The organism is Sphingomonas arvum (genome assembly GCF_026013565.1).
GTDB lineage: Bacteria > Pseudomonadota > Alphaproteobacteria > Sphingomonadales > Sphingomonadaceae > Sphingomicrobium > Sphingomicrobium arvum.
This window is the reverse complement of sequence record NZ_JAPDOB010000001.1, coordinates 744,602-759,149: the sequence shown is the minus strand read 5'-3', so window position 1 is coordinate 759,149 and position 14,548 is coordinate 744,602. Positions and strand designations below refer to the sequence as shown.

Annotated in this window: 12 protein-coding genes; 7 read left to right on the top strand and 5 right to left on the bottom strand. The window is 61.8% G+C overall.

Annotated elements, in window-relative coordinates:
• The first annotated feature begins 511 nt into the window (after positions 1–511).
• Positions 512–832, top strand: a complete 321-nt coding sequence (locus tag OMW55_RS03710; RefSeq protein ID WP_264880916.1) for a hypothetical protein — start codon at positions 512–514, stop codon at positions 830–832.
• Positions 833–1,264: 432 nt separating this feature from the next.
• Positions 1,265–1,438 (top strand): DUF4177 domain-containing protein, encoded by a 174-nt coding sequence (locus tag OMW55_RS03705; protein ID WP_264880914.1) that lies wholly within the window; start codon positions 1,265–1,267, stop codon positions 1,436–1,438.
• Between the two features lie 123 nt (positions 1,439–1,561).
• Here OMW55_RS03705 and OMW55_RS03700 read toward each other — a convergent pair whose 3' ends face one another.
• From OMW55_RS03700 to OMW55_RS03685, 4 genes are all read right to left on the bottom strand, one after another.
• Positions 1,562–1,744, bottom strand: coding sequence for a hypothetical protein (locus OMW55_RS03700; protein ID WP_264880913.1), 183 nt, complete (start codon positions 1,742–1,744; stop codon positions 1,562–1,564).
• Positions 1,745–3,177: 1,433 nt separating this feature from the next.
• On the bottom strand, positions 3,178–3,774 hold the full coding sequence (locus OMW55_RS03695) for an SOS response-associated peptidase (protein ID WP_264880911.1): 597 nt from the start codon (positions 3,772–3,774) through the stop codon (positions 3,178–3,180).
• A 121-nt stretch (positions 3,775–3,895) separates the two neighbouring features.
• The gene (locus tag OMW55_RS03690) at positions 3,896–4,693 is read right to left on the bottom strand and encodes a phenylalanine 4-monooxygenase (RefSeq protein WP_264880909.1); all 798 of its coding nucleotides are present in this window, start codon (positions 4,691–4,693) and stop codon (positions 3,896–3,898) included.
• Between the two features lie 549 nt (positions 4,694–5,242).
• Positions 5,243–6,310, bottom strand: a complete 1,068-nt coding sequence (locus OMW55_RS03685) for a fatty acid desaturase (protein WP_264880907.1) — start codon at positions 6,308–6,310, stop codon at positions 5,243–5,245.
• A 388-nt stretch (positions 6,311–6,698) separates the two neighbouring features.
• On the opposite strand from OMW55_RS03685, the gene OMW55_RS03680 reads away from it, so the two are divergent.
• From OMW55_RS03680 to OMW55_RS03660, 5 genes are all read left to right on the top strand, one after another.
• A complete protein-coding gene (locus OMW55_RS03680; RefSeq protein ID WP_264880904.1) occupies positions 6,699–7,466 on the top strand; it encodes an SDR family NAD(P)-dependent oxidoreductase in 768 nt (255 codons plus the stop codon).
• A 132-nt stretch (positions 7,467–7,598) separates the two neighbouring features.
• Positions 7,599–9,599, top strand: a complete 2,001-nt coding sequence (locus OMW55_RS03675) for an alpha-galactosidase (protein WP_407822096.1) — start codon at positions 7,599–7,601, stop codon at positions 9,597–9,599.
• Positions 9,600–9,708: 109 nt separating this feature from the next.
• Positions 9,709–11,661 carry a beta-galactosidase gene (locus tag OMW55_RS03670; RefSeq protein ID WP_264880903.1) on the top strand — a complete coding sequence of 651 codons (1,953 nt, stop codon included), beginning with the start codon at positions 9,709–9,711 and terminating at the stop codon, positions 11,659–11,661.
• A 41-nt stretch (positions 11,662–11,702) separates the two neighbouring features.
• The gene (locus OMW55_RS03665) at positions 11,703–12,323 is read left to right on the top strand and encodes a TetR/AcrR family transcriptional regulator (protein ID WP_264880902.1); all 621 of its coding nucleotides are present in this window, start codon (positions 11,703–11,705) and stop codon (positions 12,321–12,323) included.
• 73 nt (positions 12,324–12,396) lie between these two features.
• A complete protein-coding gene (locus OMW55_RS03660) occupies positions 12,397–13,167 on the top strand; it encodes an SDR family NAD(P)-dependent oxidoreductase (RefSeq protein ID WP_264880900.1) in 771 nt (256 codons plus the stop codon).
• Here OMW55_RS03660 and OMW55_RS03655 read toward each other — a convergent pair.
• Entirely contained in the window at positions 13,095–14,537 is a 1,443-nt protein-coding gene (locus OMW55_RS03655; RefSeq protein WP_264880898.1) for a serine hydrolase domain-containing protein, read from the bottom strand. The two genes, OMW55_RS03660 and OMW55_RS03655, sit on opposite strands and share 73 nt — an antisense overlap.
• Positions 14,538–14,548: the final 11 nt, after the last annotated feature.

Sequence of the window (14,548 nt, the reverse complement as noted above, 5' to 3'; positions counted from 1 at the left end):
TCGCTCCTTATTCGCTCGGCTTTCATTTCTCTCAGGAATGTTCTTGAGGTGCGAGAAAAGGGCTCGCGGCGCCAGCCCTCCTGGCGAGGCCTTCCAATGAACACCTGGCTGGCGCTGCCCATCCAAACCCGGCCAAAGCGACTGCTTAAAAGCTAGCTGCGAGGTCCCTCTTGCTCCCTATCGCGTCTGAAGTGTCTGTCGGCTTCGTCGATGGCCTGGAGCAGCCCCGAAAAACACGGCGTCTCCTCAACGCGCCAAGCACGTGCGAAAGTCGGCCCCAATCGGGTAAGGTCGTCAGCCGTCAGCAGTCCAACAGCGACAATGCCGGTGGAAGTCACCTGGTCACCTCAATGTATGTTTGGGAGCGAGGAGGCTAACGCGCCTAAGCTATTGAGGCTCCAAGCGTTTCGGGGCGGGAAGAGTTGCCGAACAATACCTACAGCAGTCTTAGTGATGGGAGTTATTCGCCTGATCGTAACGGTGTTATAACGATCGCATGAGGTGAGTCGGTATGCCAAGCTACACGCTGCGAATGCTGCTCGATGATGAGGTGATCGGGTCCGAAATCTTCAGTGCTGCGAACGATTGTAAAGCGATCGAACGGGCAATCGGCTACACCCTCAGGCACGACCTCGAGCTGTCGACAACCAGCCATATTGTAGCCGAACGGCGAGACGGTTTCTGGTCCATCGAACCAGGTGATCACCGGCCTTGCACGACGCCCGAGACGGTGCACGACTTCTGGGCTGGTCAATTTCCGGTTGCGGGCCGTTCCAAAGTGGGACAGCCGACGCGAGCGAAGAAGACGTCTGTCATCACAAGCGTTCAATAGCTCTCGCCCGATGCGAGAGCGTAGCGGGAGACTGGCTATGGATGTCACCTCCCAGAGTATCAGTAAGCGTTGCGTGAGCCCGGTCGAGGAAACTCGGCCGGGCCTCTTACCGGCTGTCGCAAGCTACTCCCCTGGCACGAGATCAATCGTTTCCCTCTGTTGGGTGCCAGTTTCTTCAGGACCACCGGGCTCTCGCCAGACTACCCACGCTAGTACGACTCCAAGCACGACGGCTGGAGCGATCCATGCAGCGAGAGCGATAAGGAGCCAGAACACAGTTGCACTGCTAGCCGGCCAATATTTCTGCGCGATTAAATTTCTACAGAATGCAGGATTGCCTCTACGTCCTTGCTCCGCCGAAACGGGCGCTTGCGTCATCAAAGAGCAGCAAATTGACGGCATGCCCTGCTTCGAGATCAAGCGGAATGCCCGATGGCCTACGAGTATCACTTCGATAACGTGGATGTGCGCACCGATCCGCAAGCTTACCAAGCGGCGATTGCTAGCCACGCGGCTAACGGATGGCGCCTAGTGCAGGTGCATGTGCAGATGCCGGCAGCAATCCCTGCCTTAGTCGTGCTGATCCTTGAACGCGAGCAAGTCTGATGAAAACGGCCCATATGACTGAGCGGCGAGTTCTGTGGGAGGGCGTGATCTTCCTAGCTCTTAACGTCGCGCTAGCTCTACTGCTGGCGACTGTTCGGTGAATCCTAACCGGCTGCCCTTGCGCTATCGGGTGGAGAGCTTGCCCTGAGTTCGCTCACGCTCGGCCACCAGACGCAACAGATCCGCTTCTCCCTCCTCTGCCATCTGCAATAGCGCGCGGGTGGTGCGTTCATCGTTCACATACGTGGCGAGCCAGCGGCAGCGCTCAATCCGTTGACGCATATGATCTAGTGGATCGTCGTTCACCAACGCAGGCTCCGAGTAGGAACGTCGTGTTGCCGACGCCCCGTGAAGCGAGCCTTGCCCGGTGTCAAATCCCGTGCCCGTGTTCACGTGAGCGAACCGGCGGGTCTCTTTTGCTACATGACCCAGAGTAGGTATGAAGCCGGGCTGAGCTGCGTATGAGGCCTGTTATCCCGAAGTATCGCCTAATCTGCGTAAACCCCGGAACGCGCGTGAACGACCCAGTTGAGCATTTCGAAGCCACTAACGAGACGGTGGCCGCGAGCATCGCGGAGAGGCGGCGACAGGGCCGTCAGGCGGAACTCTGGCGCGGGTATACAGTTTTACAGCGCTGGCCGGCCTCGCCTCACGCCCTTGCGTCGCCGGCTTCTGCCGAGAACTAAGGCCGCCTGATACGGTGGTGGATAGGCTCAGCGAGAGGCTGGGTAGCTATGCTGATGGGGTGGGCCGAGCTGAGAGGCTTGCCATTGACGCTCTATCTGCTCGGCCTCTGCTTCCAACTTAGCGGCCGTTTTCAAGAGCGTGGCTTGAGCGTCGAGGGCTAGGCTTTGCACACAAAGCCGGAGGTCGGAAGCGAGCCGCCGCAGAGCGATCGGGACGGTTGGCACGGCAGAGCTCCATGACACGAAGTTAGTCGTGCTCTGCACTAGCGCTTAGTGCTTAACGCATACTCAAGAGCACCTGCAGCGGAGGGTTGCCGCAGGTGACGTTCTGCGCTGCTCGTGTGAGCCCGCAAAGGGGATGGGAAGCGAACCAAGACAGATCGCTTATTCGTTACCTCGCCGCTGGTAACTGGGCTGCGCGAGCCAGCCAGGCGGTGCAGGCGAGTTCCAAGGCCAAGTCGGCACACGATCCAAGTTCACCGGAGGTGCCACCCACCCGAGCTGCTCAAGTCGCTTCCGCAGCCTGCTGTACGGTTCAGACAGCCCTTCGCTGACGTTCCGAGCGGCATCGCCTGCGCACTCCCAATAAGCTCGCACCAGCTGACGATCACGGGCGTACCGATGCACCACTAGCAGCGCGAGCCTCACCTCCACCCCGGCGACTGATCGGCCCGGAGAACGGGCGACAGCAGCCTCCAGTATCTGGAGGGCAGTTCCGAGAAGCTGACTGTCGAGCTTACCCACTCGCCTCGGCAGATTAGCCGGGCGGCGAGCATAAGGAACAGGGAGGATGCGCAAGTCCGGTGAGCCACAGCCCACGCGCCGGCAGTGCAAGTAGCGCGTGATCTCGGACCAGACCTGACTGCCGCCAATCTACAGGAGATGCTTAGCCAGGTCGTCCGGAGCCCAGTCGTCCTCGAACCCGCAGCGGCGACACGTGAAGCGTACGTCAGCTTCTATCGTGTTGAGATCGGAGAGATGCTTGGGATGGCCTACCATGAGCCACGCATGCACCGGAACATAATAAGAACGCCAGTGACCGACTCGGCCCTATCAGGCGAACTGCCGCATCCGCTCGGATGCGTATGGGACTGCCAAGGCGCAGGCGCTCGCCATCTCGTCTGACAGCCAGCGGCGCACGTCGGCCGGGTTTAGGATCACCGGCATAGCTTTGGGGTGGATCGCACCAACCAGCTCGTTGGGTTCGCAGGTCAGGAACGCCATGGCGCGACCCTCCTCTACCGGCCGCCAGATCCCCGCGAATGCGAACACAGGGTGCTCGGCCTCATGCAGGCCAAACCACATCTTGCGCTTACGCTTGGTCTCCGGGTCCGGCTCAGCCGTCCACTCACAGAATCTGGTCACCGGAACAATGCACCGCCGCTCCGGGCTCTTGAGGGCCGATCGCCAGAATGGGCTTGCCAGGTTGCGAACATTAGTTACCGGCCGCCTGCCGGCAGCTGTTGGCCCAGGAAAGCCCCACTGCATGACGTCAAGCACCAGCTCGTCGCCCTCCGCACGGAGTACCGGCGCTGCGCGGTTCGGGTAGATGTCACCGAAGCTCGGCAGATTGGCAGTGTCACCACGGAATGGCCCGAAGGCACGACGCAGTTCATCGACGGACGCGTTCATGGTGTAAAGATTGCACATGGCAGACACTTATTCTGGCCCCACGGATATCGGCCATGGCTGTTTTCCAGACACCAGCAGGTGTCCCTTACGGCCCCTTATGGCCTCCATCAGAAATGCCGCTTGTCGGATCTACTGGCACTCAAGCGGACGTCGGCTCAGGAACGGTCAGGTGAGACACAGTGGCGCCTTCAAGAGCACTGACCACGGCCTCCAGGCTATCAGATACGAAATACAACGGCTGCATAGCATCGTGGCGGTAAGATGCTGCAATCGCTTCTTCCACGGTGAAGCGTCGTCGCTCGATACTCTCATCTTCAAGGCTAGCGCGAGCTTCACCGAAGCTGGACGCCAGCCCTGCGCCCAGGATGCGGACATGATCCGCTTCCCTGCACAAGCCAAACTCGATGGTGTGCCAATAGAGCCGGGCTACATGGTGTCCCAAGCCGGCCGCAATCGCCCTTAGTCCGAGATCCCCAATCGATTGCATGGCGTTCGCCATCCCGGTGTGCGCAAGCATGGGCACGTGGCCGAAGATGTCGTGGAAACAGTCAGGCTCTTCCAGATAGTCCAATTGCACACGGGTCCGGACGAAATTTCCGATCGGAAAGAGGCGGTCAGCAAGCATTGCAAAGAATGCCTCGTCCGGCACAAGTCCGGCCACCGAAACGCAGCGCCAACCGGTGCGTGCAAGCAACCGCTGGTTCAAACGCGTAAGCTCCGGCACGCCGGGGGCATTTAGCTCTAAGAGGTCGAGCCCATCCAGAAAACTGCTGACGACCCGGCCCCTCAATAGCTGCACCTGCCGCTTGAACAGAATGTCCCAGACGGCATGATCCTCCGGCGTGAAGTTGCACCAGCCCTGATCAATCAGGTGAGCCTGCCAGGGCTTTCCTCCTCTGGTCGAGGCGGTCATGCTCTCCGGTTCAACGAACATCATGGATCTCCAGGCACAAAAAACCCCGCCTGACGGTGTCGAGCGGGGCAGGTGTTTGCTTGTCTGTCAGACGCGCGTCAGCCGATCCCCACCTGGTAGGGATAGTAGTAGCTCGCGGCTGCAATAGAACGGCTCATGGGATGGGCTTATCGCGATGCACATCTGAATGCCAGATGATCGCCGGTCATGATGGCTGTTGTTGCGACCCGCCGGTCCACAAGCCTTCATTGCCGGTGATGGTGAGGTCTCGATAGCGGCATAATGGCGCTTGCAGCCATGTACGAGGCCGCCCTGAAGCAACGAAAGAGCCGCGAGGCTGACATACGCTCCACATGAACGAGCGTCAGCTATTCGCCGGTGCTCACCCGGAAGCAAACGATCCGTTACCCACCGAGAAGGAACGGCAGCTAGCGGGTTAGTGGTGCGGGCAAGCGGGCACCGTTCGAGATCGCGCTTACGGCTCGAATGGTTCACAAGCGGACGTTCAGAGCCTGCGCCTCAAGCCGGAAAGGCGGAGCAGAACCAGACATCAGGTGAGTGCTCACAAATCGATCAGGTGATGACCTCAGCAGCGAAAGGCTTAAGGTCACGAAAGCTGACCAAGGTGCCCCGCTGTTCGTCCCAGAGCGCCAGTCGCCAGCAGCCGAGACTCTCACGCAACGTGATTACCTTGGAGACTCCGTCTAACTCAGGAGCGGCTTCGAGGCACGACTGGAGATGATAGTTGGGCACTCGGCTACTCAAGTGATGCACGTGGTGAAGCCCGATGCTTCCGGAGAACCACTGCAGGATCGGCGGAAGCTTGAAGTATGAGCTTCCTTTCAGCGCGGCCTCATGGAAGTTCCAGGCACCGTCTCTCTCCCAGTGAGTTCCTTCAAATTGGTGTTGTACGAAGAACAGCCAGTTACCGATCCAAGAAGCCACGATGATGACGGGGAGATAGGTTCCGAGGACCGCGAAAGCGCCAAAGGCAATGATCGCTGAGCCGTAGACTACGAGTAGGGCGACGTTGAGGGTAAGCACGCTGCGGCGCGATACCCCGTCCCGGAAGGTACCACCTCGCGGCACTCGTTGCAGCACGATGAAGTTGAGCGGCGCACCGACGCCGACTAAGAAGAACGGATTGCGCAGGAGGCGATAAAGCAGCTTCTTCGCAGGCCCCGCTTCAAGATATTCCGACACGGTCCAGGTATCCACGTCTCCCCTCCCGCGGCGGTCGAGGTTGCCTGCAGAGGCATGATGCGCCGCGTGGCCGCGTGCCCAACTTGCATAGGGAGTGAGGGTCAGCACAGAAAGAACCCGCCCCAGCACGTCGTTGGCCATTCGTGACGGAAAGAAGGACCCGTGCCCACAGTCGTGCTGAATGATGAACAGGCGGATGAGAAGTCCCGCCGCAGGGACAGCTAGGAGCAGCGTCAGCCAATAATAGCCGTAGGATACGATCGCCATCGTGACGATTAGCGCAGCTAAGGGGACAGCAGTCGTGACGAGCTGACGAGTGGCCACCTTCTTGTCTGTCTTGAATGCCTTGAAGCGACGCGCGAGCACTTGGCCCAGCGTCCCTTCAATCGTGGGCTCCCTAAAAGCGGCGCGTTCCTGCGCCCGCACCTTGTCAAGCAAAGTCCCGTTACCTCATGGCCTTGTATGACAATCGCCGACTGTGGGCGCCTGTTCCGTGCTGGACCGCCCGATCGCTGCTGAGTCAGATCGCCACGCAGCGACGAGACACTGGTGAGAAGAAGTGCCGGCAGAGCGCGATTAACTAGAGGGCCGAGAATGGACTGCGGCATCACGCCCAAAGCACGCACCAGCCGGTCGAACCCCTGCAGCACCATTCATCACAGTGGGCGACAGCTTGGGACGGGTCGGAAGCAGCTCTATGAAGACCCACCCACCAAAATCGTAAGCGTACTACACGTCCTAAGCTCGGACCGCCTCATTAGGTTTGTTGACGGATTGTCCAATAGTACGCTTTAAGGGTTCGAGCACGTGAAGGCAGGACCGCAACATGGATCTCCAACTAAAGGGCAAACGCGCGATTGTTACCGGCGCTAGTCGAGGCATCGGGCGCGCGATCGGAGACGCTCTGGCGAGAGAAGGCGCCTCGATCGCGATATGCGCTAGGGGTCAGGCCGGCATCGATGAGGCCGTGAGTGCCTTCCAAGCTGCTGGAGCCAAGGCCTATGGCGAAGCAACTGACGTTCGTGATAGTAAAAAATTCGCTGGATGGTTCGGCCGGGCTGTGGAGCAGCTAGGCGGCCTCGACGTGCTGATCAGCAATGTTTCGACCAGAGTCGAGGGGAGCGGCGATCAGTGGTGGCGCGATACGTTCGAGGCCGACCTGCAGCAGCATGTCCGCGCATTTGAACTTGCCGTGCCTCAATTGAAGCAGAGTGCGAGCCCAGCCGTGGTGTTCGTGTCCTCGATCGCTTCCACGCTGACGCAACTGCCGCCTTACGAAGTGGCGTATGGAGCGATGAAGGCGGCGCTGACCAGCTTCGCCGGACAAATGGCCGTGGTGCATGGCAAGCACGGAATCAGGGTCAACCTCGTGGCACCTGGCCCAATCGATTTCGAAGGCGGCTTCTGGGACGATGTCAAGCAGGCGCAGCCGGCCATTTTCGACCGCGCCGCGTCTCTGTCGGCGCTTGGCCGCATGGGACGCCCGCACGAGGTAGCAAACGCGGCCGTGTTCCTTGCAAGCCCCGCGGCGAGTTATATCACCGGCGCCAACCTGCGGATCGATGGCGGCCTGCTTCGGACTGCCAACTTCTGATCCGCCGTGGTGGCGCTCGCCCCCCGTGTGTTCCGCATCGATGGGCCCTCCACGACAGCGGTTTTCCACTTGGAGCGACATGTCACGCTGGTCAGCTTCGGTAGGCGGCTGGCGCGGGACACCGACCTGTCCGTGATCGCCGGGGCGACAATGCAGGGACTTCGGGAGTCGCAGCCGGACTTCGATCCCGGTCTGACCCTTCTCCCGCAGGCGGGCCACGGCTTTAGCGGTGAACCCGCGATCGCCCTACCCGGTTTCTCGAACTTCGAACCAGTGGATGTGGAGACCCGCCCGGATCGGCTCGTCGTGACGTACCGCGACGAGGGCCGCCATCTCCTTCTTCGCACCAGGTGGGAGATGCTGCCGTCCGGCCTGCTGTCGAGCGCGGCCGAGATCGAGAACGCAGGGAGAATTGCTATACCGCTGGAATGGCTGGCGGCGCTCAGCCTTCCCCTACCCGACTGGGCTGGCGAAGCCCTTCAGGTGCACGGCCACTGGGGAGCCGAATTTCAGCTTGCTGGGACGAGGCTGCAGACCCGCAAGGTCGAAAAGGTCAACCGGACCGGCCGCAGCGGCTTCGACGGTGCTCACTACGCCATCGCGCACGAGGGCTGGGCTAACGAGACGGTCGGCAAGGTCGTCGCCGCTCACCTGGCTTGGAGCGGGAACTGCCGGTCCTTCATCGAGACTCTGCCGACGGGCGAGCGCCAGCTTCAAATGGGTGAGTGGCTTGCTCCAGGCGAGATCATCCTGCGGCCTGGTGAGCGGTACAGCTCACCTGAGGCACTGCTGGTGTGCTCGGAAGCAGGCTTCAACGGCGTACGCAGTGCCTTCCACGCCGAAGCTAGAACGCGGCAGCGTGCCTCCGAGATCGGGACAGGGCCGCGCAAGGTCCACTTCAACTCGTGGGAAGCGGTCTACTTCGATCTCGATGAGAAGCGGCTCTTCGCGCTTGCCCAGGCTTCAGCAGCGATCGGTGCCGAGCGCTTCGTCCTAGACGATGGCTGGTTCAAAGGCCGTCGCGACGACCACAGCTCGCTCGGCGACTGGTTTGTGGACCTTGAGCGCTTTCCGCGCGGCCTCACCCCGCTCATCGAGCACGTTGCTTCCCTGGGCATGGACTTCGGTCTGTGGGTAGAGCCCGAGATGGTCAGCGCCGACAGCGACCTTTACCGCTCGCACCCCGACTGGTGCCTGCACGCGGGTGCGTACCGGCCGACACAGCGCCATCAGCTGGTGCTCGACCTTACCCGCGCCGACGTTCGAGAGCACCTCTGGCAGCTACTCGACACCCTCCTGCGCAATCATGGGATCGCCTACTTAAAGTGGGATCACAACCGCGACCTCTTTCCGGCGATCAGCGGTGGCGAATCAGCGGCACATCGTCAGACGCTCGGTTTTTACGAAGTGGTCGACCGCTTGCGTGCACTCCACCCGAGGGTGGAAATCGAGAGCTGTGCCAGCGGCGGGGGCCGGGTGGATTTCGGCATGATGACGCGCGCGGCACGCTTTTGGGCGAGCGACAACACCGATGCGGTCGAGCGGCTCCGCATCCAGCGCGCGATGAGCTTGTTCTACCCGCTTCAGATGATTGGTTCGCATGTCGGCGCAGCGCCGAATCCGACCACCGGACGCTCGCTCGACATGGCCTTTCGCGCGCGGGTCGCCATGTTCGCGCACTTTGGCGTCGAAGCGGACCCTGAGGAACTGAGCGACCACGATCGAGCAACGCTGAAGGCCCATGCGGCCCTGTACAAGAAATGGCGGGGCCTGCTTCACAGCGGCGACACGTTCTACGGGAGCTGCGCAGACCCTGACATCACGATCATGACCGTGTCAGCTCCCGATCGGTCGCAAGCCCTGACCCTGGTAGCCCGTGCGACCCAATCAGGAGCTGCAATCGCTCCCGCCATCCACATTCCGGGCCTCAATCCTACCTGGCGATATCGCGTGAGCTTGCTCGAACCCTGGCCGGAGGCTGCCCGCAAGCGTTTCACGGATCCAGCTTTCTGGGAAAGACAGCCGGTCATCGACGGCGCAACACTTGGGGACATTGGCGTCCAGTTGCACGTGGTTCGGCCGGAGACCGCCTGGCTCATCCACTTGGCTGCCGTTCCACAAACCGCCGAATGAGCGTAGCGACGACGTGCGGTCGCTGGCGAACGATGCCCAGACCGTGCCCGGATCCTTCCTGCTTATTGACGGTGTATATAATTTTCCGCGACAGCGCTAGAGTCAGCAGATGAAGCTTGGTGTCTGCTATTATCCCGAACAATGGCCCGAGCGCATGTGGGCCAACGATGCGCGGCGCATGCGGGACCTTGGCCTTAGTCGCGTTCGGATCGGCGAGTTCGCGTGGAGCCGAATAGAGCCTCAGCGCGACAGATTTGCGTGGGATTGGTACGACCGCGCGATCGACACACTGGCTGACGCCGGCTTGGAACTGATCCTCGGCACCCCGACGGCTACTCCGCCCAAGTGGCTGATCGACGAACATCCTGAGATCCTCGCCTGGGATGCCGGAAGCCGGCCTCGGACCTTCGGATCCAGACGGCATTATTGCTTCTCAAGCCCGATCTACCGTGCTGAATCCCAGCGTATCACGACCTTGGTCGGCGAGCGCTACGGACAGCATTCAGCGGTTACCGCTTGGCAGACTGACAACGAATATGGCTGTCACCACACCATCCTCAGCTATTCGCCCGCGGCAACAGTCGGCTTCCGGCGCTGGCTGCAAAAACAATACGGCGACATCTCGGCATTGAATAGCGCCTGGGGCACGGTCTTCTGGAGCCAGGAATATCGCTCGTTTAACGAGATTGATCTTCCCAACCAAACCGTCACGGAGGCGAATCCGGCGCACCGGCTCGACCACATGCGCTTTGCGTCTGAAGAAGTGGTCGCATTCAACAGGGAGCAGGCGGCGATCCTTCGGCGCGCTTCTCCAGGACGCGACATCGTTCACAACTTCATGGGGTTCTTCGCCGAATTCGACCACCACGCGGTAGGAGCCGACCTTGATGCGGCTGCGTGGGACTCCTACCCGCTCGGCTTCCTAGATCAGGGAGACGATCGGCCGGAGATCAAGCGGCGGTACATGCGCCAAGGCCACCCGGACTTCGCGGGCTTTCATCACGACCTTTACCGCGGGTGCGGCGGTGGGCGAATGTGGGTGCTTGAGCAACAGCCGGGGCCAGTGAACTGGGCGCCGAACAATCCTGCGCCGCTGCCTGGAATGGTGCGGCTCTGGACTTGGGAGGCCTTTGCGCACGGCGCCGAACTGGTATCCTATTTCCGCTGGCGACAGGCGCCCTTCGCGCAGGAACAGATGCACGCCGGGCTGCTCCGGCCCGACGATGTAGAGGCACCGGCGATGCCAGAAGTGCGGCAAGTGGCCGAGGAGATCGGAAGGCTGCCGGCCTTGGGCAAGGAGAACGCGCGAGTAGCCCTGCTCTTCTCCTACGAAGCACAATGGTTCTTGCGTATCCAGCCGCAGGGCGCTGCCTTTGAACCGCTCCGCCATGTGTTCGCCTATTATTCGGTGCTTCGTGGACTGGGTTTAGATGTCGACATCCTGGGGCCCAACGCAGCCGTCACAGGCTACGCGCTGGTCGTTGTCCCCGCGGTGGCGCATGCCAGTGATGATCTCATAGCGCGCCTGGCAGCCAGCGAAGCGCAAGTCCTTATCGGCTGTCGCTCAGGCTCGAAGACAATCAACTACCAGATCCCAGCTGACCTTCCGCCGGGGCCGCTGCAAAAGCTCATTCCGCTGCGGGTCAGCGCGGTCGAGAGTTTGCCAGCCGGTCACGTCGAGAAAGCCGAGGGTGGCGGCGGCATCGTCAACTGGCTGGAGCATGTTCACGCCGATTGCCCGGTACGGCTCTCGCTTGAGGGAGGCCGCGGTATCTGGTTCAGCCATCAGCGCTTCCACTACCTCGCTGGATGGCCCGATCAGACGCTCATGCGCAACGTATTGCTATCGATTGCAGAGGAAAGCGGTCTTTCTACCAAAAACCTTCCCGACGGCCTGCGGATCTCGCGCCGCGGGGTGATCGGCGTAGCCGTTAATTACGCGCCTGAGCCGCTCCGACTGCCAGAGGATGTGAGCGCCGGCGCCGAGTTGTTGCTTGGTGACTGGCTGTTGCCGCCCGGAGACGTTGCGATCTGGCGGGAGGCAGGTAATCAGCAGGGATGAGCCGCGTGGAGACTAACGCCGCCCAGCGGAACGGAGCTGAGATGACCGACAAGCCCGTGCGCCGGCGCCTTGACCCAGCAGTGCGGCGCGAGCTGATACTCGACGAGGCGGCACGACTGGTCGCGGAGGAAGGCATTTCGGCTGTTAACATGGAGCGGATCGGCCGCCAGGCTGGCATCTCCAAGGCGCTCGTTTACAACTATTTCCCCAGCAAGCAGTCTCTTCTGACTGAGCTACTCTTGCGCGAATACAACCGCTTCGCAGCGCACGGACGAGAGGCGGCACAGCAAGCCACTGATTTTGAGGAGCTCGTCCGCGCTACCACCCGCGCTTACTTCGAATATGTCGACGAGTGCGGGGTGCTCATCCAGCGGCTGATGAGCGAGCCGGAGCTTGCTCATGTCATGCGCTCGGCCGACGCAGAGGGACGGCAGCGCACGGTGCACATTTTCATCGGCGCCATGGTCAACGAGTTCGGCCTCGCGCCGGAGCTCGCCGCGACAGTGACGGAGGTGATGATGGGCCTGACCGGCGCGGCGGGCGAGATGCTGACACGAGGCGTTCGGAACCCGGCGTTCATGGAGAATCTAGTCGTCACCTTGATCATGGGCGGAATGAAGGAGCTCAATGCCGAGAAGGCAGGCACGCTCGCCGAAGTCTAGTCGCTATTGACACATGGTTGAATAAGCCCTGAAGTCCGACTCTGCTCGAGCGAGCGGGTGGGAGGTGAAGGTCTTGAGCGATCCGGCATCATTGCGCGGCAAGGTAGGCCTGATTTCGGGCGCGGCGCGCGGAATAGGCTTGGCGGCTGCTCGGCTGCTTGCCGATCGCGGCATGTCCATCATCGCCTTCGATCTGCCTGACGCACCTTTCGAGGAGGTGCTCTCGATCGGTAAAAGGGTTCGCGCCAGTCGAGGCGATGCCACGTCAGCCCACGACTGGCAGCGTGCAGTCGAAATGGCGGTTCAAGAGTTCGGCGGACTGGACCTGTTGTTCAACAATGCGGGAGTCTCGGGCCCCATCGCGCCGCTACTCGAATATGACGAGGACGCGTTTGATCAGGTGATCGCCGTTAATCTTCGCGGTGTGTTCCTTGGCATCAAATATGCTGGCCGCGCCATGCGTGCTGCTGGGCGCGGCGGATCGATCGTCAACACCTCGTCGGTGTCGGGACTTGGTGGCGGGCGCAATCTCATTGCCTACAGCGCCAGCAAGCATGGAGTCGTCGGCCTGACTCGCGTCGCGGCGCATGAGCTCGCTCCTGACAAGATCCGCGTCAACGCCGTCTGCCCTTGCCCAACCGAGACCGAGATGATGCGGCTGGCCGAGGAGCATGTCGCGCCGGGCGACCCTGCAGCAGGCAAGCGCGCTTTCGCCAGCAGCATTCCGCTGGGCCGCTATGCGCGGCCGGAAGAGGTCGCCGGACTCGTGGCTTATCTCGCCTCAGACGCGGCTGAGTTCGTGACCGGCACCGCCATTCCAATCGACGGCGGCCTGACCGCCTGAGCTCCGCGACGCGGCTTGGCCGGCTCTTCCTTATAGAGCGCGTCAAGGACAGACAGCCACACGGATCGCACATCGCCGCCGAAGACCTGCGTCATCAGCACGCCTGAGACCTGGTTGGCCGGATCAATCCAAAAATAGGTAGAGGCCGCACCCGACCAGAAGAAGCCACATCGAGGGAAGGACAGATCCTTCGTCGGCGCAGCATCGTGCACCGCAAAACCGTAGCCAAAACCCAGCCCCACCTTCGCAAGCTCCGGCGAGCGTGCACCTTTTGGAAGCTGGTTGACGCGCATCTGGTCAACCGTCGCTTTGTTGAGGATGCGGGACTGCCCAAGCCGGCCGCCCTGCCGGAGTGCCTCCGCCAAGCGCAAATAGTCGCCAGCCGTGCCGACCATCCCCGCGCCACCGTAGTCGATCGGCCGGTCCAGCAGATAGGGGCTCTTCGTCGGATCATCGATCAGCGCGAGCGGCTCCGGCGTGGTTGTGGCCGGATCGATGCGCGCCAGCACCGACGTCTCGGCCGGCACCTTAGACTTGGCGGTGTACGCGGCGGTCAGACGCGGGCGAGCCTCAACCGGGATCAGGAAGGACGAGTCCGTCATCCCCAGCGGTCCTGCCACGTGCTTCGCGACATAGTCCCGCAGCCGCTCGCCGGAGGCGACCTCGACCACGCGGCCCAGCACGTCGACCGCGTTGCCGTAGCGGAAGCGGGCACCCGGCTGGTCGCGCAGCGGGATGCCCGCGATGCGCTCCGCCAGTTCTGCCGTCGATCCTACCCGCGGGCTGCCGTCCATCGGCGGAATGTCGGCGCCGCTACCCATGTCGATGCCGCGCAAGGCATAAAGGCGCTCGACGGAGGTCGGACCGTCGGCCTTGTACGGCATGCCAGCCGTGTGGCGCAGCAGGTCGCGGACCGTGAGCGGTCGAACCGGTTTCTCGGTCTTTATGTCCGTCACACTGGCGCCGCTCTGATAGACTTGGGTGGCGGCGAAGGCGGGAATGAACTTCGACACCGGATCGTCGAGGCCAACCTTGCCCTGCTCCACAAGCTGCATCGCCGCGACAGACGTGACCGGCTTGGTCATCGAGTAGAGCCGGAACAGGGCATCGCGCCGCATCGCGACATTTCGTTCCCGATCCGCTAGGCCGATGACCTGGTCGATAAGAGGGCGGCCGCGCTGATTGACCACAAGGATGGCACCAGGCGCGAACCCCCGCCTGATCGCATCAGCCAGCATTGCTTCCGCCTTGGCAATTCGCTGCGAACTGATCGGGCGCGACGCTGCCGTCTCGCAGACCGGCGCCTTGGCAGCAGCGAGCTGTGGCGACGCGGACAGGAGCAACACCAGCGAGAGGCGAAGCGAGTTCATCGACATGCTCC

What these genes read in the sequence shown, in the direction of transcription:
- OMW55_RS03695 (WP_264880911.1), bottom strand. Translation starts at nt 3,774, where the DNA reads ATGTGCAATCTTTACACCATGAACGCGTCCGTCGATGAACTGCGTCGT.
- OMW55_RS03655 (WP_264880898.1), bottom strand. Translation starts at nt 14,537, where the DNA reads ATGAACTCGCTTCGCCTCTCGCTGGTGTTGCTCCTGTCCGCGTCGCCA.
- OMW55_RS03710 (WP_264880916.1), top strand. Translation starts at nt 512, where the DNA reads ATGCCAAGCTACACGCTGCGAATGCTGCTCGATGATGAGGTGATCGGG.
- OMW55_RS03705 (WP_264880914.1), top strand. Translation starts at nt 1,265, where the DNA reads ATGGCCTACGAGTATCACTTCGATAACGTGGATGTGCGCACCGATCCG.
- OMW55_RS03665 (WP_264880902.1), top strand. Translation starts at nt 11,703, where the DNA reads ATGACCGACAAGCCCGTGCGCCGGCGCCTTGACCCAGCAGTGCGGCGC.
- OMW55_RS03690 (WP_264880909.1), bottom strand. Translation starts at nt 4,693, where the DNA reads ATGATGTTCGTTGAACCGGAGAGCATGACCGCCTCGACCAGAGGAGGA.
- OMW55_RS03670 (WP_264880903.1), top strand. Translation starts at nt 9,709, where the DNA reads ATGAAGCTTGGTGTCTGCTATTATCCCGAACAATGGCCCGAGCGCATG.
- OMW55_RS03680 (WP_264880904.1), top strand. Translation starts at nt 6,699, where the DNA reads ATGGATCTCCAACTAAAGGGCAAACGCGCGATTGTTACCGGCGCTAGT.